We start from the raw sequence: 23,483 nt of genomic DNA, 5'->3' as shown, positions 1-23,483 counted from the left end.
CTCAGAATGCCACGATCACTCCATGTTCAAACGCTATTGGTGGATCTTCCTCATCATGGTCGTGATCGGACCATTCGTGGGCCTCTTCTGTGGAGGGGTGGTGAGCTACATTCAGCCGAAGCTCTACGAATCCTCCGCCACCATTCAGATCCAGTCATACGTGCCCGCAGCTTCCCACCAATCCGCTGAGCGGGGAATCGCCACACAGATCGAACTGCTCACCTCGGACACCGTCCTCAGGGGAGTCAGCGAGAAGCTCGACCTCGCCCAAATCTGGGCGCTCCCTCAACACGAGCTGAACGCCAAACTCCGACGCTCCATTTCGGTGAAATCCATCACCGGCACCGACCTTCTCCAAGTCAGCTCGAGGCTCCCCGACCCGGAACTCTGCAAGAAGCTCACGGAGACCACGGTGGAAGCTTACTCGGACATGCGGAAGCAGGCGCTCTCCGAGAGACACGAAGCCAGTCGCGCCGAACTCCGGGACGCGATCCACCGACAAGAGGATTCGGTCGAGGAAAAGCGCAAAGTCCTCACCCGTCTCCAATCGACCGGAGATTCAGTTGGAGCCCCTGAACCCCTTGGATTCGCAGACGCACGGGCGGACTTCGAGACCTCCCAACGACTGCTCGAACAACTCAAGGTCCGGGAAATCGGACAGCAGATGGAACAGCGTCTCGCCGAGAAGCCGGTCATCGTTCACAGCAGCCCGATCATCCCGCACATCCCCGTCTCTCCGCAGGTCCCCCTTAACCTCGCCCTCGGTGCCGTATGCGGACTTCTGGCCGGCCTCATCCTCGCGCTTCCCCTGATGGCCCTGCTGAACCGCCGCGCATCCCGACGCGCTGCGCTCACTTCCTGACGAACAGCGTTCCCCGATTCAAATAGCCTCGACGCCGACGCATGGCCTTGAGCCACTTGATGCCGAACCAGATTGCCGGGTAGATCGCAATCGCTGCTGCAATCACCCCGACCACGGCGAGGATCTCCAAGGTCACGACCAGGAACCATGGGTTCGCATACCTTGGACTCAGGGGGCCGTCCAACAGGAAGGCTGAGCCGACCGATGCGCAGATCCCGCCGCACCAGAAACCGCCCGCCCAGAAGAAGCTGCGCAGAGCATCCGACTCGGCGGTGATCATCTCCTCGAGGATCCGCCGCTTCGCATCCTGCTCGACAAGCTCGGCGCGCTCAGCCGCCGACATGGCCGATAGATCCCCGAGTTGGGTCGGCATCGACACCAACTTGAGCGGAACCGGCTTCGGATCTCGGCTGTCCGACATTCGCGGCAGGATGCATGAAACCTCGAGAGGTCCCAAGCAGGAAAACGCCGCACGGTGGTGAACCCGTTAGAACGTGCGCAGGGAAGAAAGCCCACCGTCCGGACGAATCACCTGACCCGTGATGAACTTCGAGGCATCGGAAAGCAGGAACTCCACCAGTGCGGCCACATCCGTCGGGCTTCCGATCGACTGGGACGGGTGTCTTTTGGCCGATGCCTCCCGCTTGGCATCGGAACTCAACAGCGAACCCGCCAACGGGGTATCCGTCAGGGAAGGAGCAATGACATTCACTCGGACCTTAGGCGCCCACTCGGCGGCCAGTGCCCGCGCGAAACCCTCCACGGCCCCCTTCGCTGCCGCCACGGAGGTGTGGAACGGCATTCCCTGCGCCACCGCCACCGTCGAAAACAGCACGACGGATGCAGACTCGGATGCCTTCAGCGAGGGCATTGCCGCCTGAAGCACTGATACCGCGCCGATCAAATTCGTCTGGATCTCACTCAGGAAGTCAGCCGGTTCGAAACGATGGAATGGCTTTAGGTTGATGCTCCCCGGGAAATACACACAGCCCGAAAGCCGCTCGGGAAGGTCAAGATTGACGCCTTGCCCGGCATCAAAAGCCTGGGTCGGTATTCCCAACTCCTCCAAGGGTCCCGGGGTTCTGGCAGCTGCCATCATCGGGACCTCGGCAGCCTTCAGGCGTCGGACCGTTTCCAGGCCCATGCCCGAATTGCCCCCCACAACGAGTATTGGATCGCTCATGACCCACCGTCTGTCCCCTTCCGTGATCGTCAAGGGGCAGAATCTCGAGTCCTACTGCTCCGTGCTGCGCCAGTCGTCACCCCTGAGCATCGCCTTGATCTCACCGATCAGGAAAAGCGAACCCGCGACAAGCACCGGGCCGTCACCCTGCATCGCCGCACAGAACGCCTCAGGCGCGGAAGCGTGGAGCTTGGCATCGCCCGCGAATCCTTCAGACAACTCCGTCGGCATCACCGCCCGCTCTGTACTGACCGGGCACAGGTGGATCTCCTGAGCCAGCGGTTCCAGCCGGGATCCAAGCCCCGCCAAGTCTTTCGTTGCCACAGCGCTGAAGACCAGGCTGGCCCGCCGTTCCCCGAAACGGGCCTTCCACGTTTTAGCCAGCACCTCAGCCGCGGCGGGGTTGTGTGCCCCATCGAACACGACAATACGCCCATCCAGTTCGATCACCTCGAAGCGACCCGGCCATTGCACCGACGACAGCCCGTGCTGGACCGATTCGAAATTCATCGGAATCCCCAACGCGTGCAGACACTCGAGGGCCAGCGCGGCATTCCACGCCTGATGCTCACCCGGCATCCCCAGGGAATACCCGAGCAAGGGTTCTGAAACGACATGGATCGGACTACGGCGCTCGTTGGCCTCCATGCGGAGGACACGCTCGACCGAAGGTTCCTGCGGTGAAGAAATCACCGGCTTGCCCTCGACCATGATTCCCGCCTTCTCGACCGCGATTTCTTCAAGGGTCTCACCCAGCCACTGCGTGTGATCGAGACCGATCGGGGTGATGCCACACACGTCGGCAGGCACCGCGGTGGTGGCATCCAGCCGCCCGCCCATCCCGGTTTCGAGCACGATCAATTCACACTCCCTCTCCCGGAACCACTGCATCGCCAGTACCAGCGTGATCTCGAAGAAGGTCGGATGCGCATCGAGCGATTCACACAAGCTCCGGAGCGCGGTGAGCATCTCGGCGCAGGCCTCTTCCGGGATCTCCTCGCCCGACACCCGGATGCGCTCACGGAAGTCCACCAGATGGGGTGAGGTGAACAAGCCGGTGCGCATGCCGACCGCCCTCGCCACCGAGTCGACCATCGCGCAAGTACTACCTTTCCCGTTGGTCCCCGCGACATGCACCACCTTCACCCCGTGGGATGGATAGGCGAGAGCCTGCCGGAGCAGACGCTTCGGACCGTCCAGCCCGAGCTTGATGCCGAACAACTGGGTGGAGAACAACCAGTCGATGGACTCGCGGTAGTTCATCGCTCGGACGACAGGTCGCAGGAAGGATGATCACCCGTCAGGGCATCATGTAGCCGAGCAGCGCACCGAGCTTCTCGCGCATCTTCGTTCTTGGAACGATGGCATCGATCAGGCCGTGCTCGAGCATGAACTCAGCCGTCTGGAATCCGGGAGGAAGGTTCTGGTGGGTCGTCTCCTTGACCACACGGGGTCCGGCAAAACCAATCATGCACTTCGGCTCGGCGATGTTGATGTCGCCGATGGTGGCGAAAGAGGCCGTGACACCCCCGGTCGTCGGGTGGGTCAGCACTGAAATGTAGGGAAGCTTGGCTTCCGATAGACGGGCCAGGGCACCACAGGTCTTCGCCATCTGCATCAGGGAAAGCATCCCCTCCTGCATGCGTGCTCCCGACGAAGCAGAAACAATGATCATCCCACGCTTCTCCTGAATCGCGGTTTCCACCGCACGCGTGATTTTTTCCCCGACCACCGAGCCCATCGAACCGGCGAAGAACTTGAAGTCCATCACGGCAATCATGGCAGGCTTCCCGCCGATGGTGAGACGTCCCGTCACCACGGCATCGTCCAACCCGGTCTTTTCACGCAGCATCGCGGTCTTCTCAGGGTAGTTGGCAAACCCGAGGGGGTTCGCCGAAATGAGACCTTTTTCGGTTTCCTCGAAGGTGCCCGGATCCGCCACCAGGGCGATGCGATCATGGGAATCCATGAGGAAGTGGTTCCCGCAGTGGTGGCAGGTCTGGACATGCTGGCGCAGTTCCAGTTGGTGGAGCATGGCATTGCACTCCGGACATTTGGTCCAGAGGCCTTCAGGCATGACGTCCTTGCTGCGGTTCCTGCGGAGCTTTGGCTTGTCGAAAATCCCCATGATTCGGTGATGAAATTTGGCACACCCCGCGGCTCGGAGTGAGCCCGAGGCTAGCCACGCATCGCCGTGACGACAACCACCTTTTGGACACCCGCCTTGCGCAGGACCCGGGAGCACTCGTTGACCGTCGACCCCGTCGTGAAGACATCGTCGACCAGAACCACTCCGGGCGCCCCGCCGAGTTCCTTTTGCGCCTCGAATGCCCCTTTCAGGTTCTGCTGCCGCTGGCGACGGCTCAGGCGCGTCTGGGTCACCGTCGGGCGAATGCGCTTCAACCCGTCCACCACGGGCAGACCGACGAATTTCCCCAGCGGCAGGGCAATTTCCCGCGCCTGGTTGAACTGCCTCCAGTGCAATCGCCGACGATGGAGCGGAACCGGAATCAACGGCCAGCGCCCCGCAATCGCTTCACCCAGCCTGCCATCCGAGAACGCCCGCTCCACCAAACGGGCCACTTCTCCAGCCACATGGAGTTGGCGACTGTATTTCAAGTCGCGGATCAATTCCATCGCTTCCGCGGAACGAGGTACTCCAGGCCGAGCAAACTCAAAGTGGAAGGTCTGACCCCGACAGTTCGAGCAGGAAAAGGACGACTCGATGGCACCATCAAACATCTCGCCGCAGGTGTCACAAAACGGATCCTTCAAATCAGGAATCCCCACACGACAAGCACTGCAGAGCGCCTCTCCCCCGTCCACCGTTCGCCCGCATGCATGGCAAGATGCCGGATAGACGAGATCCAGCACGCCCCGCCCCAACCGCCGCAGAGCATTCGCCCAGTCAGGCATTCTCCAAAGGGTCATCGGTCCGGGCCCGCGTCATCATGGCCACCAACACCCCTGTCATCACCACCACGGCCAGCGGGAGCAGTCCTTCCATCAGGGAACCACCGACCAACCATTCGGCAAGCTTGGGAAGCCCCGAAACCGGCCAAGTGGCGGATTTGAAAACCTGATAGCAGAACACCCAGCCCGCATGCAGCCCGATCGGCAGCCACAGGGAGGCCGTCCGCCAGCGGGCCACCGAAAGCACCACGCTGAGGGTCACCAGCATCGCAAACCGGCCGATCATCGAAAAAGGCTCCGCGAAGCGGGCCAGAATCTGCCCGAGAAACACGAACCCGGCGTCGAGGGCTTCTGGGTCAGGCACCTTCGCCCCCATCGGAGGCTCCAGGAAATGCACAAAGGCAAACAGGAACGAAAGGGAAACAATCGCCGCGACCGGCTTCATCGCACGCAGGAAAATCCCGAGAAGAATCCCGCGGAACAGCACTTCCTCGATCAGCGAAACAATCAGTGCCGAGGGCAGGGCCTTGCGGACGGCGGAACCCCAACGGATGTCCTCCAACCACGGATTCGGCACCCCGTGCACGGACTCGGCGGCATCCCGCCACATGAAAAAACCGGCCTTCACCATCACCCAGCCGGAGACCAGCAGCAGTCCACCCGCCAGCAGAAACCCCACGATCCACTGCGGCCACCCATTCGGATTCGAACGCAGCGGCTGACCCGCATCACTCACCACCGTCTCAGGAAGCCTCAAGGACCATGGCGTGTCGCGGAACCGCCGACCATCGCGCCCGACACGCAGCCACGCCACCACCGGTCCGAGAAGCAGCAGCGCCGAAAGCAGCAGTGAGCGGTCAAAGAAGCGCGGAAAATTCGTTTCCGAACGCCGCGCCGCATCGCCGATCCACGAAAGAAAGCCGTTCGTGTCCTTCCCTTCGGTAATCTCAGCCACACCCATCCCCAGATTGTAGATCCACGGCGCCATCGCCGCTGCCAGCACCAGCGAGGCCGCCACATAGACGAGGATCTTGAAAACGTCGCTTTGGAGGGTGCGCAACACGCCCCGAAAGCTAGATATCGAACCGAACCTGCCAAGTTTGAAGTTTCGTGCCAGTTCGCACCCGGAATACGCATATTTTGACCACCACCCGGATTTCATCGAACACGATTCCACGCTTGGAAGATCGAAGGTCCGGGCCGACACTGGCGCGGATGGAATCGCACGAATGGCGGGAACGAACAGAAGATGGCCTGCGCTTTTGGCGGGCAAATCGTCACGCAGGACGATGGTCCTTCCAGACCACCTTGAAGCACGACCCCGATTGGGAGTCCATCGACCCGGTTCCACGCGAGATGTGGGAAGCCCTGCGCGACATCCTCTGGAGGAAGTACCAACGCAAACGCTGCCCGTGGGAACACATCGAACGCATCGACAAGATCCTCGAAGATCCGGCGGATTTCCCGGAAGTTCCCGACCGCTGAGCCCCGAAAGCCCACGCACCCCTTTTTTCCGATGACCAAGAACGAGCGCACCTTCCTCTACAAACTTCTCGAAGCCCCCAGCCCGACCGGAAGCGAAATGCCCGGACAGCGCGTCTGGGCCAACTACCTCAAACCATCCGCCCACACCGTCGAGTGCGATGCCTATGGCTCCACATGGGCCACCCTCCCCGGGCGCTCCAAGCGTTCCGTGATGCTCGCCGCCCACGCCGATGAGATCGGCTGGATGATCAAACACATCCAGAAGGACGGATTCCTCCGGATCGATCGCGTCGGCGGGTCCGACCATGCCACCGCCCGTGGGCGTCGCCTCCGCCTGCTCGGCGACAAGGGTGAAGTCACCGGCATCATCGGCAACACAGCCGTCCATCTCCGTCGCGATTCGCTGAGCAACGAAAAGGCACCCCAGGTTCACGAACTGTGGGTCGACGTCGGAGCATCGTCCGCCGAGGAAGTGGCCGAGCTCGGACTGCGTGTCGGCCACTTCGCCGTGTATGCGGACGAACCGACGGAGCTCGCTCACAAGCGCATCGTCTCGCGGGCACTCGATAACCGGATCGGCTCCTTCATCATCGCCCAGGTCCTCTGCCGCCTCGCCAAGGCCAAGACCAAGCCACCCGTCTCACTCGTTTGTCTCAACGCCATTCAGGAAGAGATCGGAGGCCATGGAGCCATGATGGCCACCTACCGGCTGCTGCCGGATGCCTGCGTGTGCCTCGATGTGACCCACGCCACCGACACCCCCGGTCTCGACGCCAAGAAACACGGCGACGTGAAACTCGGCGGCGGCCCGACCCTGACCCACGGCACGGCCAACCACCCGATGATCGTCGATCAACTCGTCAAGGTCGCCAAGGATGGCAAGATCCCGCTTCAACATGAAGCAAGCAGCCGCTTCACCGGCACCGACACCGACAAGATCTTCACCCAGCGGGGAGGCGTTCCGAGCGCCTTGGTCTCCCTCCCTCTCCGCTGCATGCACTCGGTGGTGGAAACGGCCCATCTCGACGACATCGAGCACACCATCCAACTCCTCACCGGATTCATTCAGTCCCTCAGTGCGAAGGACACCTTTCACCAGAAACTGTGAAACGCCTCCTCGCCTGCCTCTTGATCCTCACCAGCGCAGCGGCCCATGCCGGAGCGCTTGGAGAGGCGGCGATGGGTTTCCTCAAGGCGACCAAGGACACCCCCGGAAAGTGGGAGGAGTTCACCGCCGTGTTTCCCGGCACCACTCAGGAAAAGAAGCTCGTCATCGCCGAGCGCCTCAACCGCCTGAGCAAGAGACTGGAGCAAGGGGACCTGCGTGCCGTCGAAGAAACCACCGACGGTGATCTGGCCGCCGTCATCATCTCCCAGATCGTCGACTTCGACCCGAGCCAGATCACCATCCACGCCATCGGACTGATCCGCCGCGACGACGACTGGCAACCCGCCCCCGTCCTCGCCTCCTTCGAGAACACCGGCCTCCGCTACCAACCCGGTATGGGAGCCGCCGCCGCACGTCTCGAAAAGTGGATGCTCACCCGTCGCAACCACCACCTCACACGCTTGAGGGAAGACATCCTGTCCGACCTGCTGACCGATATCCAAGCCAGCAAGACGAAGGACGAACTGATGGAAGACTCACCCTCGGAGATCGTCGCAGATTTCATGGCCGCATGCCGGGAACTCGACACCCCCCTCGCCCTCGCCCACCTCGGCGGCCTGGAACCCAAGCTTCCCGAGGATTGGCGCGACATCGTCAGCATCACCTCCCGCGCCCTCCACGCCCCATGGAAGGCGGATGGGCAGTGGCAGGAACTCACCGACCCCTCACTGCTGCATGTCGAGCTCCACACCGATGCCGATGCGACCAACGCCACCGTCACCATCGGGATGTTCAATGCCGCGCGCTCCCGACCGGGCCCGGCAGACTGGGCCATCCGCCATTTCAGCCTGGAGAAATCCGATGCCGGCCTCTGGCGCATCCGCCTTCCCCTCTGGTTGCTGGAAGAAGAGAGCGAAGACGCCAATACCCACTTCGTTCCCACCGACTACGAAAACTTCCCCGGACGACTCATCGATAGCCACGAGCGGAAGGCCTTCGACACGCCGATCGCACTCGCCGACGAGTTCCTTACCTCACTAACGGGTGACGACTACGCCGCCGTATTCCCCTGCCTCAGCCGCGCCGTCGACGTCGAGGAAAGCACCCAGCTTCTGAGCGAGACATCCCGACTCTGGCGCAGCTTCCGTCCCGGCACCCAACGGCCCGTCCGCCTCGACACCCACATGGTCGGAGACCAGGCATGGGTGATCTACTGCGGATTCGATCCGAAGCGACCCGAGATTCCCGGAGCCACCCTCCACCACCTCATCCTCAAGAAGGACGAGACGGGCTGGGCCATCGTCTCGACCATTGCCCCCGAAGACGACCCCGACCTCCCCGCCGCCCTGCTCGACTGGGGTCATGAAGCGCAGGCCCGCGACACCGATGCCTGGCTGGCCGGCATGGACTTCGGCCCCCGACTCGGCGGGCTCGCCGATGCTCCCGCACCCAGTGAAGACGAAGCCCGCGCCATCACGAAAACATGGACGGAGGCACTCGATGACACCGACCTGCGGAAAATCTTCCCCACCATCACCGGCTTCGACGATGACACCGCGATCCGCCGGGTGTTTGCCTTCCTCGGTCAGGAACTCCCCACCCCCACCCACTACGAAGTCCTGGGCATCCACCGTCACGGCCGCTGGGCGGGAGCCACCATCGTCCACCGGACCGACGAAGACGGGGATGAACCGGTGGAACACCGCCTGCTCCACCCCATCGTCGTCACCTCGAATGGCCCCCGCATCCTCCCCGAAGCCATCCTCTATCACGCCACCTCACGGGCCCAACGGTTCATCAACGACTCCGTGTGGAAACGCCTGCGTGCCCGACTTCCCGAACCCGCCGTCGAAGAACTGGACACCCTCTATCAGAAGCACAACAAGCTCTGCGAATCCCTCACCGTCACCCAATAACCCCATGGCCGCCGCCCCTCAAGAGACCGCCCACCAACTCGAACAATCCGTACGACAAGTCGTCGTCGGCCAGGATGACCCCGTCCGCCGTATCCTCGCCTGCTTCGCCGCCGGCGGCCACGCCTTGGTCGAGGATGTCCCAGGCACCGGCAAGACCACCCTCGCCAAAGCCATCGCGCGCTCCATTTCCGGCACCACCTTCAAACGCGTCCAGTTCACCCCCGACCTGCTGCCCACCGACATTCTCGGCGTCTCCGTGCTCGACCCGACCAACCAGCAATTCCGCTTTCGTCCCGGACCGATCTTCACCGACATCCTACTCGCGGATGAAATCAACCGCGCCTCCCCGCGCACCCAGTCCGCCCTGCTCGAAGCCATGGCCGAGCGCCAGGCCACCATCGATGGCACACGCCACGATCTCGATGGCCTGTTCTTCGTCATCGCCACTCAGAACCCGGTCGAATTCCGCGGCACCTATCCACTTCCCGAAGCCCAGATGGACCGCTTCATGATCCGCTCCCGACTCGGCTACGTCAGCGTCGAAGACGAATGCGCCATCCTCAACGACCAGATCGAAAAGCACCCCGTCGACAGCATCGAGCCAGCCGTCGAGCGAGACCAGATCATCGACCTCCTCACCGCCGTGCGGCAGGTCAGAATCACCGACGAGATCCGCAGCTACATCGTCGAAATCGTTTCCGCCACCCGGCGTCGCGAAGACCTGCAACTCGCGGCCAGCCCGCGTGCCTCCCTCGCCCTCATGCGCATGGCACAGGCCTTGTCGATTCTCGAAGCCCGCGACTTCGTGGTCCCCGAAACCATCCAGGATCTCGCTCCCGACGTCATCGCCCACCGCCTCGTCGTCGAACCCGAAGCCCGCCTCTCCGGCGTCGAAGCACGCGGTGTCGTCGAGGAAATCGTCGAGCAGGTTCCTTCCCCGTAACCCGATCTCACCAGCTCCCAACAATTTCGGGGAGCCTCAGAAACGAAGACTTGGGCGCGATCTCGCACCCCAATGAAGAACTTTATTGCACTTTTGGCTCGATTTATGCGGCTCTCCTGCCACTCAGAACCATGAACTCCCCCTCTGACCCCACTTCCCACCGAGGAAGGCTCCTTCGCGCTGCGCTGAGGACATGCACCGTCTACGTCCCGGGGGCCTTGCTGGCCGCCCACTGGAGCATCGCCCCAGCCCAAACCATCAGCGTCAATCTCGCAGCAAACGAGAGCAACGGATCGATTGACACTAGCGCGGGCTCCGCCAGCGCGGGAGCGATTCCTATCTCTGGAGAATTCTGGAACAATGGCACTGGGGCCAACGGCTCGCTGGCGGCAGGAACCGTCGTGGATGATAGCGGATCTGTTGTTAGCGGCTTTTCATCATCCTGGACCTCCAACAACACCTGGCGCTCAGCCTCGGGAGGAGCGACTGCCACCTCCGAAAATGGAGCTCTGACCAGGGGCTACCTCGATGATGGTGGCGGCTGGTCCGTGGATATCATCTCCCCATTCCTCACCCAGGATCTTTACATCATCCATGCAACCGATCAGGGAAGTCCCGCCAACATGTCAGCGGTCTCCGTCGGTGGGAACTTCTACATCGGCGACGGCGCGGGCGGCACGATCTCGGTTGCAGACAGCAACAACTCATGGACCGCCAGCAACTGGTCGGGGGCCGACACCCTGACCGAGAGCGACAACTACCTGCGGATCGAGGATGCGGCGAGTCCCGACGGAACCCTCTCCATCAGCGCTCTTCAGAGCAGCCCAGGCCGGGCCGCCATTGCTGGATTTCAGATCGAGAACACCTACTCGGGCACGCTCAGCCACTGGGACGTCAATGGTGCGGCCACAGGCGCGGGCGACACCGGCGCTGGAACCTTGAATGGCACATGGGGCTCCGACAGCTATTGGAGCAGCGATCCGACCGGCGAGAGTTCCACCGGGGGCTGGACCTCGGGTCATGCAGCCGTCTTCTCAGCTGGGACTGATGGGATCAATAGCCACACCATCACCTTGAGCGGTTCGCAGGCTGCGGACGCCGTCTGGGTCAAAAACGGTCAAATCACACTGTCCGGTGGAACGCTCAATCTTTCCGGAGGGCTGGGGCTTCTGCGTGCGGACGACGCCTTGGTGATCAACTCAGCCATTTCTGCCACCAACCTAACGACTCGAGGCAACATCACCCTCGGCAGCGCGGCAAACAACATCAGTGGTCTCGTCACACTCAACGACACCATCACCCTCGCAGCCAATCAGTCTTTCAACCAGATCAGTGGACTTGGCACCGCAAGCATCAACAGTGGGGTCGACCTCACCATCGGATCTGACGGCTCCAACAATACGTTTGAGGGGACTTTTTCAGGAGATGGCAGCATCACCAAGAGCGGCAGCGGAGAGCTCACCCTTCTCAAGAACCACTCTGGGCTCATGGGAGGCATCAGTATCAATGACGGCACGCTGACCTTCTCCAATGCCAATGGAGGCTATGCTTTGGAACACTCGATCGTTGGAAACGGCGAGCTGCGCTTCGAAGGCAGTGGAAGCTCCGACCCATCCCTCACCGCTGGCGGGGATCTTTCCGGTTTCAGCGGGGATGTTTCGATTGGGGGGGCTCGAGTATCGGTCGACAGCTCCGGAGGCAACCGCCTCGGCACCGGCAACGTCACCGTCGAATCCGGGGGGCAACTCTGGATCTCCGGTGGTACCCTGACGAACAACGTTTCCATCAACGGAATAGGGACCTCGGAGGGTGCAGGCAACCTAGGGGCAATCCGCTTCAATACAAACACCAGCCTCAACGGAGACATCACACTCGAAAGTGATAGCCGCCTTACCACGTGGACCAATGCCACCGGCGTAGTCAACGGAGCCATCATCGGGACCCACAATCTGGAAAAAACCGGCTCTGGCAACTTGGTCATCAATTCAACCGGGAACACAGGTTTCTCGGGGTCCACGACGGTTTCGCAAGGTATCCTGCGCATCGCGGACGACTCGTCCCTCGGTACCGTATCCGGCGCCGCAACCGCAGATGCCATCATCCTGCAAGGGGGCGGACGGATTCAAGGGGGAACCTCCAGCGGAGGTGTAAACCTCAATATCGCGGCCAATCGTGGGGTGACCATTGCCAGTGGTGACAGCGGTTTCCACACATGGACCGGTTTCGTCACGACCGTCGAATCCGACATCGTTGGTGACGGACGCCTGACCACCAGCGATGGCGGCACCCTTGTCATCAATGGTGACACCAACCTCAATGGCGGTCTCTTTATCTCGAATGGAACCACGACGATCAATGGCGATCTCAACCTCACCGGTGGAACGATCCGGGTGCAGGGAAATGCCACACTGAACATCAACTCCAGTTCGGCCTTCGCAGATGGCGGCTTCGACCTGGGACGAGGCACAACCAACATCAACCTCGGCAACGGAGCTGGCGGCACCTTGCAGCTCGACGATTGGGAACTCGGCAACAACGGCAACCAGCCCCATGTTTCCAATCTGATTGCTGGCGATGTACTCGTGACTAACGACGTCCGGATCGGTCACTGGGGTAACTCCGATTCATCAATCAACGTTTCAGGCGGAAGCCTAAGCCAGCCCGATACCGTCACGAATCCAAACAATGAAGGGCAGGCCAACCTGATGCTCGGTATCGATGGAACCGGCTACCTCAACATCTCCGGGGGCACCGTCAACACGACATCGCTCACCGTCGACGGCCGCAGCACGAGTGGCGGCACCGAGACCCTCACCCTCACTGGCGGCATACTCAATATCGGTCAATGGGGCATCCGGAACAACGGCAGCTACCTGATCCAGTTCGGTGGCGGCACCGTCGGCACCACTTCGTCGTCAACCGTATCAGGCTACGACTGGTCAAGCAGTTGGTCTTCATCCAGCAACATCGAATTCACCGGCACGAACGGAGATACCAGTTTCCAAGCAGGAGCCCACACCATCACCCTGAGCGGTGATTTCTCTGGGGTCGGCGGCTTCTCGGTTGACTCCGGAACGCTTGTCCTTGATGGAACCAATTCCACCTACACGGGCGACACCGTTGTGAATGGTGGAACGCTCTACTCGAACGGTTCGGCAACCGGCGTCTCCAGCGTCATCGTCGCCAATGGTGGCACACTGCGGGCGGGCACCCCCCTGACGACCGGAACCGCGACCTTCCAGACCCTCGAACTTCAAGCGGGCTCCTCCTCGCTCTTCCGCGTGGGCGCTTCTGCGGATCAGGTCATCGTATCAGGCTCGAATGGACTCACCACCGGCTCGGTGGGAGGTCACAGCCTCGGCATTGCTCCAGTCGGACAAGTCTTCGTGAATGACGAATTCACGGTGATCGACTACGACGGAACCATCCAGGGTGCTGGTTTCGGTGGACTCACCGCAGCTGCCCTCCCGAACCCCCACTACGGTGTCTCCCTGGTCGATGATGTCGCCAACACAGCAGTGAAATTCCGTATCGATTCCATCGACAGCGTCGTCTGGAAAGGGAGCACTTCGGCGGATTGGAACGTCGAAACCACCTCGAATTTCGCTCTGAAGAGCAACTCAACCACCTCGAATTTCTACACCTACGATGTGGTCGAGTTTGATGACACCGCGACCGAATATGCGGTGAATCTGGACGGCACCATCACCCCGGCAGCCGTCCTGTTCAACAATACCACCTCCTACTCCCTCACAGGCGATGGGATTGGCGGGGCCTCCACCCTCACCAAATCCGGCACCGGAACACTGACACTGACGAACGATAATACCTTCACCGGTGCCACCACAATTTCAGGAGGAACACTGCATATTGGCGATGGGACCACTGGCTCCATCAGTGGGGCTAGCGCCATCACCAATGACGGCACCCTTGAACTCGACCTCGCGAATGGCTCGAACTTCGCCAACCTCGTTGCCAACAACGGCACCATGAACATCGAGGGCTCCGGCTCATTGACTCTGAGTGGAGGGATCACCGGCAATGGAGTCCTCAACATCAACAGTTCGGGGGTCATCACGTCCACCGCCGGTGGCGTTTCCCTGCCCAACATCATCAACGTCAACAGCGGCACCCTCAGGCTCAACAATAGCTCCTTTGCCGGAAACCGCATGACCGGCAATGGCGTCGTCACGGTAGAATCCGGGGCAACGCTGGAGATTGCCACAGCCCACGGTTTGGGAGGCTACCCCGGCAACAGCGAGGCCGTCGTTCTCAACGGAGGCACGCTCTTGATGACCCGGGAGAACTACTTCGGTTCTTTGACGATGCGTGGCGCGACGGTCACCGGGCCGGGAGACGTAAGATCCGGGAACAACTCGAACTTCCTCATCACCGGCTCAGCCGCATCCACGGTTTCATCCGTGGTCAGCAATGTCTTCACCTCCAACTGGACCGTCGAGGACGCGACCGGAAGCAGCGCTACCGATCTCCTCATCAGTGGCACCATCATCGGTTCCGCTGCGATGGTGAAAAATGGAGCAGGCACCCTCGAGGTGACTGGAAACAATACCTACACGGGGACCACGACCATCAATGGCGGGACCCTGCTCGTGAACAATGGATCAGGGAGTGGCACGGGCACGGGCACCCTCAATGTGACTGCTGCTGCGACCCTAGCAGGAGCAGGCACTATCGGTGGAAACGCCTTGGTCGATGGCACCATCGCACCAGGAAACTCACCGGGCACTTTGGGATTTGAGGGCGACCTCGGTCTGAACAGCAGTAGCATCCTCGATTATGAGTTGAACCCCATGGACCTGACTCCAGGCGGCGGCATCAATGATCTGATGACCATCGCTGGCAACTTCACCCTCGACGGTCTCCTTCAAGTCACCGCCAGTTCCGGTGACTTCACCTCGGCAAACCTCGGAGATACCTGGACTCTCGCCACCTACGCGGGATCTCTCGTCGACAATGGACTGGAGCTAGGAGCCATGCCCACCCTTGACCCGACCTACTCGTGGTCCGTGAGCAGTGCCACACCCGGCGTCGTGAGTTTGACGATCATCCCCGAGCCCAGGTCACTCCTGCTCGTGCTGCTCGGCGGTCTCGCACTGGCTCGCCGCCGCCGTGCCTGAAACCTCAACGCAAAAAAATCGCGCGACTACTCAAAGAACCCCCGGTCGATCTCCCGGCGCTTCTTCTTCGTCGGCCGGCCCTGCTCGCCCTCCTTGCGGTGGGAGCGGTTCGCACTCCACAGCCGTCGGGCTTCGATTACATCCTCCGGCGTGATGTCGTCACAGGCTTCCCGCGCCTGGGGAGCACCCACCCGGCGGTCGATCAACCCCGTCACCCGGACGACTCGCGTGCCCGGTCCCTCCTGGAACGGCAACTCGATCAACTCCCCGCCACGAAGTGTGCTGGACGCCTTCAAAATCCGGCCTCCTTCCTTGACCCGACCACTCTCGCACGCCCGCGCGGCCAGACCGCGGGTCTTGAACAGGCGCACCGCCCACATCCATTTGTCCAATCGCACGCTTTCCATCACGTCAGCCTCCTCCGCTTTTCCGCGAGGCGCTTGAACACCTCGTCTCCGATCACCCCGAGAAGAATGACCACTCCGATCACCGCGAATTCCAGATTCTGATATTTCGGAATCACCAGCACAATCAGGTTCCGGATCACCTGGATCAGCGCCATGCCGACCACCACGCCGATGACCGCCCCCTGCCCGCCACGCAGGCTGCAACCACCGATCACCGCAGCTGCGATGGCATACAACTCGTAGAAGTTGCCGAAGTCACTGGGCTGGGCCGATCCCACGTCGAGCACAATCAGCAAGCCGCCGAGGCCTGCAAGCAAGGCGCAGAGGATGTAGCTCACGATCACCAGCCGATCGGTCGCAATCCCGCTGAACCGGGCCGCCTCCTCGCTGTTACCCAATGCGAGCAGGTGCCGCCCCCAGACGGTGAGGTTCAGAAAGACTCCGGCCAGACCCGCCACGACCATCAGGATGACGAAGGGAAATTTCACGCCGAACTCCGACTGACGTAGTAGCACCGCACCGAGCACGGCCAGACCCGCAGCGACCGACGAAGCCACCACCCCCGCACGGAACCGGCGCTCTTTCATCCATCCATACACCGCCACCCCCGCCAGCACGACCGCCAGCACCCCCAACAGAAGGGATGGTGCCAGCTCACCCTGGGCAAGCTGGCGAAGCGATTCATACTCGCTGCCGAAGCCGAGCGAGCGGTCACCGGTCACCCCCCGCACCAGTCCGCGATACACCAGCAGCCCGCAGAGCGTGACGACGAAGGGCTGCAGCTTCAGCTTGGTGATCAACATCCCGTGCCCCCATCCAATCAAGCCGACGACCAGGAAGAGCACCGTCAGGGTCAGGCCGACCGACCACCCCTGCTCCACCAACAGCCACGGCAAGCCACAGCCCACCAGGCACACCACCGAACCGATCGAGAGGTCGATGCCTCCCGTCACGATCACGAAGGAAACCCCGATCGCCAGAATGCTGAACAGGCCGATCCGCAGCAGCAACCGCTCGATGTTTCCCGCCGACAAGAACACATCGCTCAGCCCGATCGCCGCCAGGCAGACCGCCACGAACACCATCAATACTCCCAAAGTCTTCTTCATAGCTTTCCTCCTGTTGCCAAGGCCATCACGGCCTCTTCGCTCGCTTGCTCCCGCGAGAGTTCACCACCCAGGCGCCCTTCGTGCATCACCAGAATCCGGTCGGACATGGCAAGCACCTCGACCATGTCGCTGGAAACGAAGACCACCGCCTTGCCGCGCTCCGCCAGAGCCTCCATCAGCACGTAGATCTCATGCTTCGCGCCGACATCCACGCCGCGCGTCGGCTCATCGAGAAGAAGCACCTCTGGATCCATCGCCAACCACTTGCCGATCACCACCTTCTGCTGATTGCCCCCGGACATGCGACCCACCGCTTGCCCCGCGCCGGCCGTTTTGATCCGCATCGCTTCCCCCATCTCCTTCTCGACCTGCCGCTCCGCCGAGCCGCGACGGAAACCACCCGGAAAGGCATCCCGGGCGAGCGTCACCAGACTCAGATTTTCGCCGACGCCCATTTCCAGCACCAGACCATCACGCTTGCGGTCCTCCGGCACCAGCGCCATGCCTGCAGCGATCGCTTCAGCAGGCGACCCGCCCCGCACCAGCCGACCGCCCACCCTGACCTCTCCAGCGAGTCTCCGATCCACCCCGAAGACGGCCTGCAACATCTCCGAGCGCCCGGCACCCACCAGACCGGCGATACCGACGATCTCACCCGCCCTTACCGAGAACCCCATCGACTCGGCCGGGAAGGCCAGGGTCCTCAGCCCATCCACTTCCAACACAGGCTCACCCACCTCGCCCTGACGGCGCGGGAAAAAGGCATCGAGATCACGACCAACCATCATCCTGACCATCGACTCATGGGAAATCCCTTCCTTGTCGAGATCACCCACCTTCTCCCCGTCGCGCAGCACCGTCACCCGGTCAGCGACCTCCTGCACCTCACCGAGGCGATGGGAAATGTAGATGATCGCCACCCCGCTCGCCTTCAGATCACGGATCACATCGAACAGCTTCCGCGTCTCCGTTTCCGACAACGACGAGGTCGGTTCATCCATGATGAGGATGCGTGCATTGACCGCCAGCGCCTTGGCAATCTCCACCTGCTGACGGCGCCCGATGGACAACTCGCTCACCGCGGTCGACGGGTCGATCTCAAGCCCCGCCTTCTTCAGCCAAGTCCCCGCCTCCCGATGCATGCGGGCCGCATCGATCACCCCCCATCGCGATGGCTCCCGTCCCAAGAACACGTTGGCTGCCACATCGAGGTTCTCGGCCAGATTGAGTTCCTGGTGAATCAGGGCAACGCCCGCTTCAAGAGCCTCCGCGACCGAGCGGAAACTCCGGACCTCACCACCCACGCGGATCTCCCCGCCGTCAGCCCGCTGCACGCCGGCGAGGATCTTCATCAGCGTGCTCTTCCCCGCGCCATTCTCACCGAGCAGGGCGAGCACCTCACCCTCGTCGACATGCAGGTCCACCGCCTTCAGGGCGTGAACCCCGGAGAAACGCTTCTCAATCCCACGAAGCTCCAGCAACGCGCTCACTCACCCAACTTGGACTTCAGGTCCGCCCAGAAGGCTTCCGCCGTGTCTTTCCGGATCTGACGCGCCGGCACATTGATGAAACCATCCTCCGGCACCACCGACGTGTCCCCCTGGTTCAGAGCGTGAAGGATCTCAATGGAACGCTTCCCATACTCGAACGGATTCTGCACCACGGTTCCGTGAACGTGACCGTCGAGAATCCCCTGCAGCGTCTCGTCGGCCTCGTCAAAACCAACCACCTTCACCTGACCGAGTTTCCCGGCACTCTTCAGTGACTCGAGGATCAGCGGTGGATTGAACACGAACAGGCCCACCGCACATCCGAGATCAGGATGGGCAGTCAGGGTGTCATCCATGTTCTGCTTGCCACGCACCCGATCGAACTGGTCGGTCAGCGTTCCGAGAATCTCATACTTGTCGTTCTTCAGCACCTCCGCAGGTGGGTCGAAGCGCGTCGGATCCATGCTCCGATCCAGCAATTCATCGATCACCCCCTGGCGACGGCGCTTCGCATTGTCCTGCTCCAACCTGCCGATGAAAATCATCACCTTGCCCCCATCCGGCAGCGCCTCCTTGACCAACTGGCCGCACATCCGACCCGCCTCGTAGTTGTCGACTCCGAGGTAGAACATCCGGTCCGACTTCGGCGCATCGGAGTCCGCCGTGATCAGGTTCGTCGCTGCCGCCGCTTCATTGATCACCTCCGTTTGATTGTCAGGGTCGATCGGGCTGATCGCGATGCCATCCGCACCGCGGATCACGAGGTCCTCGATCATCTGCTTCTGCTCGACCACCCCATTGGGCATCAGCACGGTCACGTCCACCCCGAGCTCCTGCCCGGCGGCCTCGGCTCCGCTTTTCGCGATGTCCCAGAACGAGGCCACACCATTGGTCACGAAGGCATAGGATGGCCCCTCGTCCTTCTTGCCACAGCCTGCCAGCCCCGCAGCACAAACGACCGCCGCCAAACCCATCCATCGCGTGTTTCTCATGGTCCGAACAGCCAAACGAAGCGCTCCTTGGCCGTCGAGCGGATTTCAAGTCCTCCTGACGATTTTCGGATTTCGACCGATCCCCCATTCCCCCCTGAGCTCTCACCCCATCGCAACATGCTGATTTGCCAAGGCATCCTCCCGCAGCCATATTCCCCGAAATCCATGCGACTCTTTTCCTACCTCGGCCTCGCCCTGATCACGTCGGTTTGCGCCCGGACCATCAGCATCAACTTCTGGGACAACTCGGCGAGTTCCGCCGACAACAACCAGGTCGACCCCGGAGAGACGGCTGGCGTCATTCCGGTGGACGGGACGCACTGGAACCAATTTGGTTTCAGCCACCTCGATACCACCGCCAACCTTGTCAACCCGCTCACAGACGATGCCGGCAACGCGAGTGCCGCCACGCTCGATTTCGTCCTGTCCTCGGCCTACGTGAACTTCACCAATGCCGTCAATGGAGGCGCGCCGAAGAGTGGCGACCGCGACATGATGGCGTCCTACATCTCATGGGATCCGGACGCGGGCGATGTCGGCGACCTCGAGATCAAATCGCTGTCCTCCGACTTCACCACCCCCGGCTACGACCTCTACGTCTACTTTGAGACTTCCGACAACAACCGCAGCCACACCATCACCGTCAATGGAACTTCCCAGACCGGCACCGATGCCTCGACCTGGTCAGGCCTCTACCATGACGCCACCCTTCAACCTGCGGATTCCAATCTCATGGTGTTCCGGGGACTCACGGCGAGCGACCTGACCTTGGAAATGGATGCCTCCAGTGGCCGCGGTGGCATCACCGGCCTCCAGATCGTATCGCTCGACCACCCCGCCAGCGACCGCATCCAGGTGGCGATGCACAATGGGACGACCACCGCCACCGCCATGGCCGATGGCGCCACTCCGCTCAGTCAGGGGGGGATTGTCGACACCTCGAACAGCCACTGGAACAACGTAAGCAATGGAGGAGGAAGCGGCCTGAACTTCACCGGTCTCCCCTTGACCACGGCGAAGGGTGCTGCGTCCGGAGCGACCCTGGCCGTCAATTCCGGCTTCAGCGGGTTCACTTCCAACGGCTGGGGAGGAGCCAACAAGGATTGGGTGATGATGGAGGGATGGTATGGATTCAAGCAGAGCGAGGCCTTCACCGTCAGCAACCTTCCACCCAGCATCACCAACGGCGGCTATCACGCGGTCATCTACGGCGATTCCAATTCGTCCAGTCGCACCATGAACTACACCATCGACGACGGGACCGGTGCGCAAACCGCCACCATTCTCGACTCGTCGGTATTCAGTGGAACGTTCGTCGAAGAAGGAAACTTCGTCATCATCAGCGGCTTGAGCGGAACGTCGTTCACCCTGACGGGCAACCCCGGTTCAGGCGACACGCGCAGCGCGATCAACGGGCTGGTCATCGTCGCAGGGGACCCGCCGAACCCACCGGTCATCACGGACTTCTCCGCCGACGACCACTATGTCGCACCCGGCTCCACGGTGACCCTTTCGTGGGACGCCCCCGCCTTCGACACCCTGACCCTTGATCCGGGGAACATCGATGCGGCAGCCCTGACCAGCGCCGGCATCGGCAGCCTCCAACTCACCCTGAACGAGACCACCGAGTTCACCCTGCACGCCACCCTCGGAGAAGAAATCACCTCCCGAACCATCCGCGTCGGGGTTGGCCCCGAACGCCCGAACATCATCTTCTTCCTCGTCGACGACATGGGGTGGCAGGACACTTCCGTGCCATTCTACTATGACTCCAGTGGAAATGCCGTCGTCACCCCGCTCAACCAGCGCTACCGCACCCCCGGCATGGAGGCACTCGCCGCCCGCGGGATGAAATTCACCAATGCCTACGCCATGCCGGTGTGCACGCCGTCGCGGAACTGCTGGATCACCGGCATCAACTCCGCCCGGCACCACGTGACCAACTGGACGAATCCGGCCGGCACCGAAACCTCCCAGAACTCCACCCCCAGCCACCGCTCGCCGACCGACTGGATCCGCAGCGGACTGCCCGACACCCACACCACCCTCCCATCCCTGCTGCAGCAGGCCGGGTATCGGACGATCCATGCAGGCAAGGCCCACTTCGGGGCCACCGACTACGCCAAGGACCCGTTGAATGTCGGCTTCGACGTGAACATCGCGGGTTCTGAAATCGGCCATCCCGGATCCTACCTTGGCGATTACGGTCAGGGAGGCTCAAGGCCCGTCCCCGGACTCGAGGATTACCACAATACCGGGACTTTCCTCACCGAAGCACTCACCCTTGAGATCAACGAGGCCATCAACGAAAGCATCGACGATGGCGCCCCCTTCTTTGCCTACATGGCTCACTACGCGGTTCACTCACCTTTCACCGAGGACACCCGATTCAGTGCGAACTACCCGACCCTGAGCGGGGGGGAACTGAATTACGCCACCATGATCGAGGGCATGGACAAATCCCTCGCCGACATGATGGCCAACCTCAGCCCGGAGGTGGCCAAGAACACCCTCATCATCTTCACGTCCGACAACGGAGGGGACGCCCCGACGGCCAACGTCAACGACTCGAACGCCCCCCTCCGCCACAAGAAGGGATCCAAATACGAAGGAGGAATCCGCGAACCGCTCCTCATCGCCTGGGCCACTCCTGATCCGGGCAATCCCTTCCAAGCCGCCCTGCCGATTCCCGCGGCAAGCCGTGAAGACGACATTGTCGCCATCTTCGATCTGTTCCCGACGATGGCCGAAGTGGTCGGCATTTCACACGGGCAGGACATCGATGGGCACGACCTCACCCCCTACCTCCGTGGTCAACCCGGTGAGCACCGTCCCCAGCAACTCCTCATTCACTTTCCCCACGATCATCGCTCGGACTACTTCACCATTCTCCGCGAGGGAGACTGGAAGCTCATCTACAACTACGCCTCGAACAGCTACGAACTCTACAACCTCGCCAACGACATCTCGGAGGCGACCGATCTCGCGGCCTCCGAACCGGATCGGGTCATGGGCATGGCCCGGAGGATGGCACGCGCCTTGCACGACGCCGGTGCCCAATGGCCGACCTTCAGTTCGGGCGGCACAGACGATCCCTATGACATGCCCGTTCTTCCCGGCGTCGATCTCGATCTCGACGGCCTTCCCGACAATGATGAGGATCCGAACCGAAACGGTCTGATCGACACGGGTGAAACCGACCCCGACCGTGACGATAGCGACGGCGACCGCACCCTGGATGGCGACGAACTCCGAACCGGGACCGACCCACTGAACCCAACCAGCTTCTTCAAGGCGACTCCATCCGGGGCCGATGGAAACCTCATGATTACCTGGCCATCGAAACCCGGGGCGCTCTACCACATTGAGTCATCCACCACCCTCGCCGCGGGCAGTTGGTCCACGGTCGTGGACGACCACCCGGCGGACGTCACCGGCTCGTCCACCAGTCTGGATGTCAGTGCGCTGGGAGGCAGCGACCGGATGTTCTTCCGGGTGACCCTGAAGTAGATCTCAGCGGTCGTGCTCCTCGAGATGTTTCTCGATGCAGGCCAGAATGGTTTCAAAATCGGAGGTCTTGCTCACGAAGGGCAACCCGCCGGTCTGGGTCTCCCCGTCCGTGCTCTCCGGATTCTCCTCGACCAAGGCCGTCAACATCATCACCGGCACCTTCTTGAGATCCGGATCTTCGCGGAACTTGGCGACGATGTCACCGCCATCCATCCCCGGCATGACCACATCGATCACGCACAGGTGCGGACGAAACTCATGAGCCGCCTTGACCGCCAGTTCGGAATCGTTGACCTGCCGAACGAGAAAGTCCCCTGCTTCCTCGAGATTGGCCTTCAGCAAGGCCGTGAAGTCAGGCTCATCATCAATGATCAGAATTCGAGTGGATCTCATAACCTAGTTCTAACGCGGTTCGGCAAACCCTAGC

18 protein-coding genes and 1 pseudogene are annotated in these 23,483 nt (G+C 61.7%); 7 read left to right on the top strand and 12 right to left on the bottom strand.

What is annotated here, in order from left to right; translation table 11 throughout:
• Positions 1 to 22 precede the first annotated feature (22 nt).
• Positions 23 to 862, top strand: a complete 840-nt coding sequence (locus JIN81_RS01765) for a Wzz/FepE/Etk N-terminal domain-containing protein (RefSeq protein WP_200275691.1) — start codon at positions 23 to 25, stop codon at positions 860 to 862.
• On the opposite strand, the gene JIN81_RS01760 is transcribed toward JIN81_RS01765, so the two are convergent.
• The 7 genes and pseudogenes from JIN81_RS01760 to JIN81_RS01735 all read right to left on the bottom strand — a co-directional run bounded on the left by JIN81_RS01760 (position 852) and on the right by JIN81_RS01735 (position 6,021).
• The gene (locus tag JIN81_RS01760; protein ID WP_200275688.1) at positions 852 to 1,283 is read right to left on the bottom strand and encodes a hypothetical protein; all 432 of its coding nucleotides are present in this window, start codon (positions 1,281 to 1,283) and stop codon (positions 852 to 854) included. The genes JIN81_RS01765 and JIN81_RS01760 overlap by 11 nt on opposite strands.
• Positions 1,284 to 1,349: 66 nt before the next feature.
• A complete protein-coding gene (locus JIN81_RS01755; RefSeq protein ID WP_234044374.1) occupies positions 1,350 to 2,045 on the bottom strand; it encodes an SDR family NAD(P)-dependent oxidoreductase in 696 nt (231 codons plus the stop codon).
• 51 nt (positions 2,046 to 2,096) lie between these two features.
• Positions 2,097 to 3,308, bottom strand: coding sequence for a bifunctional folylpolyglutamate synthase/dihydrofolate synthase (locus tag JIN81_RS01750; RefSeq protein ID WP_200275687.1), 1,212 nt, complete (start codon positions 3,306 to 3,308; stop codon positions 2,097 to 2,099).
• Positions 3,309 to 3,345: 37 nt separating this feature from the next.
• Positions 3,346 to 4,173 (bottom strand): acetyl-CoA carboxylase, carboxyltransferase subunit beta, encoded by an 828-nt coding sequence (gene accD, locus JIN81_RS01745; protein ID WP_200275685.1) that lies wholly within the window; start codon positions 4,171 to 4,173, stop codon positions 3,346 to 3,348.
• Positions 4,174 to 4,223: 50 nt separating this feature from the next.
• Positions 4,224 to 4,682 carry a ComF family protein gene (locus JIN81_RS01740; protein ID WP_200275683.1) on the bottom strand — a complete coding sequence of 153 codons (459 nt, stop codon included), beginning with the start codon at positions 4,680 to 4,682 and terminating at the stop codon, positions 4,224 to 4,226.
• 72 nt (positions 4,683 to 4,754) lie between these two features.
• Positions 4,755 to 4,961, bottom strand: a pseudogene (locus JIN81_RS19615) (double zinc ribbon domain-containing protein); the annotation flags it as partial.
• The gene (locus tag JIN81_RS01735; protein WP_200275681.1) at positions 4,954 to 6,021 is read right to left on the bottom strand and encodes a CPBP family intramembrane glutamic endopeptidase; all 1,068 of its coding nucleotides are present in this window, start codon (positions 6,019 to 6,021) and stop codon (positions 4,954 to 4,956) included. The gene JIN81_RS01735 and the pseudogene JIN81_RS19615, both read right to left, overlap by 8 nt.
• Positions 6,022 to 6,266: 245 nt before the next feature.
• Here JIN81_RS01735 and JIN81_RS01730 point away from each other — a divergent pair, with 245 nt between their 5' ends.
• The 5 genes from JIN81_RS01730 to JIN81_RS01710 all read left to right on the top strand — a co-directional run bounded on the left by JIN81_RS01730 (position 6,267) and on the right by JIN81_RS01710 (position 15,548).
• Positions 6,267 to 6,443 carry a hypothetical protein gene (locus tag JIN81_RS01730; protein ID WP_200275679.1) on the top strand — a complete coding sequence of 59 codons (177 nt, stop codon included), beginning with the start codon at positions 6,267 to 6,269 and terminating at the stop codon, positions 6,441 to 6,443.
• Between the two features lie 31 nt (positions 6,444 to 6,474).
• Positions 6,475 to 7,551 (top strand): M42 family metallopeptidase, encoded by a 1,077-nt coding sequence (locus JIN81_RS01725; protein WP_200275676.1) that lies wholly within the window; start codon positions 6,475 to 6,477, stop codon positions 7,549 to 7,551.
• Entirely contained in the window at positions 7,548 to 9,467 is a 1,920-nt protein-coding gene (locus tag JIN81_RS01720; protein WP_200275674.1) for a hypothetical protein, read from the top strand. The genes JIN81_RS01725 and JIN81_RS01720 overlap by 4 nt, the downstream gene beginning before the upstream one ends.
• 4 nt (positions 9,468 to 9,471) lie before the next feature.
• Positions 9,472 to 10,410, top strand: coding sequence for an AAA family ATPase (locus JIN81_RS01715; protein ID WP_200275672.1), 939 nt, complete (start codon positions 9,472 to 9,474; stop codon positions 10,408 to 10,410).
• A 131-nt stretch (positions 10,411 to 10,541) separates the two neighbouring features.
• Positions 10,542 to 15,548 carry a beta strand repeat-containing protein gene (locus JIN81_RS01710; RefSeq protein ID WP_200275670.1) on the top strand — a complete coding sequence of 1,669 codons (5,007 nt, stop codon included), beginning with the start codon at positions 10,542 to 10,544 and terminating at the stop codon, positions 15,546 to 15,548.
• 26 nt (positions 15,549 to 15,574) lie between these two features.
• Here JIN81_RS01710 and JIN81_RS01705 read toward each other — a convergent pair whose 3' ends face one another.
• Genes JIN81_RS01705 through JIN81_RS01690 form a run of 4 tightly spaced genes read right to left on the bottom strand, consistent with a single transcriptional unit; the run spans position 15,575 to position 19,546 of the window.
• Positions 15,575 to 15,946, bottom strand: coding sequence for an RNA-binding S4 domain-containing protein (locus tag JIN81_RS01705; protein ID WP_200275668.1), 372 nt, complete (start codon positions 15,944 to 15,946; stop codon positions 15,575 to 15,577).
• 8 nt (positions 15,947 to 15,954) lie between these two features.
• Positions 15,955 to 17,064, bottom strand: coding sequence for an ABC transporter permease (locus tag JIN81_RS01700; protein WP_200275666.1), 1,110 nt, complete (start codon positions 17,062 to 17,064; stop codon positions 15,955 to 15,957).
• Positions 17,061 to 18,554 carry a sugar ABC transporter ATP-binding protein gene (locus JIN81_RS01695; RefSeq protein ID WP_200275664.1) on the bottom strand — a complete coding sequence of 498 codons (1,494 nt, stop codon included), beginning with the start codon at positions 18,552 to 18,554 and terminating at the stop codon, positions 17,061 to 17,063. Before JIN81_RS01695 ends, JIN81_RS01700 begins: the two co-directional genes overlap by 4 nt.
• Complete coding sequence (locus tag JIN81_RS01690) at positions 18,551 to 19,546, bottom strand: sugar-binding protein (protein WP_200275662.1); 996 nt, start codon at positions 19,544 to 19,546, stop codon at positions 18,551 to 18,553. Before JIN81_RS01690 ends, JIN81_RS01695 begins: the two co-directional genes overlap by 4 nt.
• 165 nt (positions 19,547 to 19,711) lie before the next feature.
• On the opposite strand from JIN81_RS01690, the gene JIN81_RS01685 reads away from it, so the two are divergent.
• Positions 19,712 to 23,056, top strand: coding sequence for a sulfatase (locus JIN81_RS01685; RefSeq protein WP_200275660.1), 3,345 nt, complete (start codon positions 19,712 to 19,714; stop codon positions 23,054 to 23,056).
• A 3-nt stretch (positions 23,057 to 23,059) separates the two neighbouring features.
• Here the strand turns inward: JIN81_RS01685 and JIN81_RS01680 are convergent, their stop codons facing one another.
• Positions 23,060 to 23,449 (bottom strand): response regulator, encoded by a 390-nt coding sequence (locus JIN81_RS01680; RefSeq protein ID WP_200275658.1) that lies wholly within the window; start codon positions 23,447 to 23,449, stop codon positions 23,060 to 23,062.
• Between the last annotated feature and the right edge of the window lie 34 nt (positions 23,450 to 23,483).

The sequence above is a fragment of the Haloferula rosea genome, assembly GCF_016595525.1.
Lineage (GTDB): Bacteria > Verrucomicrobiota > Verrucomicrobiia > Verrucomicrobiales > Akkermansiaceae > Haloferula > Haloferula rosea.
Note: the sequence above shows the minus strand (reverse complement) of the source record. Positions and strands in the feature narration are given on the sequence as shown.